The organism is Iamia sp., assembly GCF_035575815.1.
GTDB lineage: Bacteria > Actinomycetota > Acidimicrobiia > Acidimicrobiales > Iamiaceae > Iamia.
The window spans coordinates 1-2353 of record NZ_DATLXO010000056.1 but is presented as its reverse complement, the minus strand read 5'-3'; the positions used below and the strand labels follow the sequence as shown (position 1 = coordinate 2353).

3 protein-coding genes and 1 pseudogene are annotated in these 2353 nt (G+C 70.7%); all 4 read left to right on the top strand.

All coding sequences use genetic code 11. The features are described 5' to 3' along the window. Positions 1–790: alpha/beta fold hydrolase (locus VNL12_RS05655; RefSeq protein WP_325592377.1), on the top strand; the 790-nt coding region annotated here is incomplete at its 5' end. A gap of 67 nt (positions 791–857) precedes the next feature. Then, positions 858–1697, top strand: coding sequence for an IS5 family transposase (locus VNL12_RS05650; protein ID WP_325592375.1), 840 nt, complete (start codon positions 858–860; stop codon positions 1695–1697). 90 nt (positions 1698–1787) lie between these two features. Beyond that, positions 1788–2024, top strand: coding sequence for an AbrB/MazE/SpoVT family DNA-binding domain-containing protein (locus VNL12_RS05645; protein ID WP_325592373.1), 237 nt, complete (start codon positions 1788–1790; stop codon positions 2022–2024). Between the two features lie 67 nt (positions 2025–2091). Further along, positions 2092–2353, top strand: a pseudogene (locus VNL12_RS05640) (hypothetical protein); the annotation flags it as partial.

The window sequence follows — 2353 nt, the reverse complement described above, 5'->3', positions numbered from 1 at the left end:
CTCCCCGAAAGGGATCTCCATGCACGCCGTCCGCACCGGATCCGGCAAGCCCCTGCTCCTCGTGCACGGCCTCGGGTCGAGCCTCCGCAACTGGGATCCGATCCTGCCCCTGCTCTCGGCCTCGCGTACCGTCATCGCCGTCGACCTGCCCGGCTTCGGCGAGAGCCCGCCGCTGAACGGCGAGGTGACGATGGCCAGCCTCACCGACGCCGTTCAGGCCTTCATCGAGGACGAGGGCCTGGGCGACATCGACGTGGTGGGCAGCTCGATGGGCGCCCGCATGGTGCTCGAGATGGCCCGTCGGGGCCACGCCGGCACCACCGTGGCCCTCGACCCCGGCGGCTTCTGGAGCGACGGTCAGCTCAAGGTCTTCAACGCCTCCATCACCGCGTCGGTGGCCCTGGTCCGAAGCATCCAGCCCGCGCTGCCGGCGCTCACCGCCAACGCTGCGGGGCGCACCGCTCTGCTCGCGCAGTTCTCGGCCCGGCCCTGGAAGCTCCCGGCCGACCTCGTGCTCACCGAGCTGCGGGGGTTCAAGACCTCCGTGAGCCTCGACGAAGCGCTCTCCTCCCTCGTCCACGGCCCGAAGCAGCAAGGTGCGCCCGCCGGTTCGCTCCAGGGCAAGGTGGTCATCGGTTGGGGCTGCCAGGATAGGGTCACCCTGCCCAGCCAGGCCCGGCGCGCCACCGAGCTGTTCCCCGACGCGCGGCTGCACTGGTTCGACCACTGCGGGCACTTCCCCCACTGGGACCAGCCCGGCCCGACCGCCGAGCTCATCCTCGCCGCCTGAGAGCGTGTCTTGAAAACGTGTGTTCGCCATCCACTGTCATGGCGCGCGAGTGTTCGATGGTGGGGGGATGGAGCAGCGGCAACGTCGGTACCCATCTGATACGAGCGACGCCGAGTGGGCGATCTTGGAGCCGCTGGTCCCACCGCCGAAGTCGGGCCCGGCACGGCGAGGACGCCCCGCGTGGCCCCGCCGCTCGGTCGTCGATGCCATCTTCTACGTCGTGCGCACCGGGTGCTCTTGGCGGCAGCTCCCGGCCGACTTCCCACCGTGGCAGACCGTCTACGGCCACTTCTCCACCTGGACCGCCGATGGCACCCTCGAGGTCATCCACCGTCGCCTCCGCGACGCCACCCGCGCCGCCGAAGGCCGCGACCCGATCCCCTCCGCGGGGAGCATCGACGCCCAGAGCATCCGCTGCGGCGACACCGCCGGGGCAGCCACCACCGGCTACGACGCCGGCAAGCGCACCAAGGGCCGCAAGCGCCACGCCATCGTCGACACGCTCGGCCTGCTGCTGGCGCTCACCATCACCGCGGCCAACGTCCAAGACCGCGTCGCGGCGGTCGACGTCACCCGCCAGGCGTTGCGCGAGCACCGGGGCCTGCGTCGCATCTGGGCCGACGGCGGCTACACCGGCCGCTTCGTCACCTGGACCCAAGCCACCTACGGAGTCACCGTCGAGATCGTCAACAAGCTCGAAGGCCAGACCGGCTTCACCGTCCTCCCACGCCGCTGGGTCGTGGAACGCACCTTCGGCTGGATCACCCGCTGCCGCCGCCTCCAAGTCGACTACGAACGCCGCCCCGAACACGCCCACGCCATGATCCACTGGGCCATGATCGGCCTCATGACCCGCCGCCTCGCCCGCACCACCCCCGACCACACCGTCACCCCCTACAACTGGTAACCCCACAAATTCAAGACACGCTCTGAGACCCTCCCGGCCTCGTCATGGTCCTCGTTCAGGGCCTGGGAACGGACTGGTAGAGTGGTCTCAATGGAAGCGTCCATCGACTCCGTCGGGCGCATCGTGATCCCCAAGGGCCTGCGCGATGCTCTGGGGCTCGTCTCCGGGTCGTCGGTCGACCTCAGCCTCTACGGGTCAGGCCTCCAGCTGGTCCCGTCGGGACGGACGGCGCGCCTCGTCGAGTCCGACGGTGTCCTCGTCGCCGAGTCCGACATCGCAATCGACGACGACACCGTGCTGGGGCTGATCGACGCCGGCCGTCGATGACAGAGGTGGCCGTCGCACCACCGTCGCCGTCCCTTACGTCCTGCGGTCGCACACCGCTCACGCCCTCGTGGACGGTCACCTGCGCTCGCTGTCGCCCCGGCTGACGGCCCACCCGCTGGCCGAGTCCTACTCCGTCCTCACCCGCCTGCCCGCTGACGCCCGGTTGGCACCGCCGGACGCCGCTCGCCTCCTCTCCGCCCGCTTCGGCGACACGGTGGCGCTCGACGATCTGGTGGCCTGTTCGCTACCAACCCTGCTTGCGCCGGTGGGCATCGCCGGGGGAGCCGTGTACGACGCGCTGGTGGCCCTTGCGGCCCGAGGTGCGGGCC

What these genes read in the sequence shown, in the direction of transcription:
- VNL12_RS05650 (WP_325592375.1), top strand. Translation starts at nt 858, where the DNA reads ATGGAGCAGCGGCAACGTCGGTACCCATCTGATACGAGCGACGCCGAG.
- VNL12_RS05645 (WP_325592373.1), top strand. Translation starts at nt 1,788, where the DNA reads ATGGAAGCGTCCATCGACTCCGTCGGGCGCATCGTGATCCCCAAGGGC.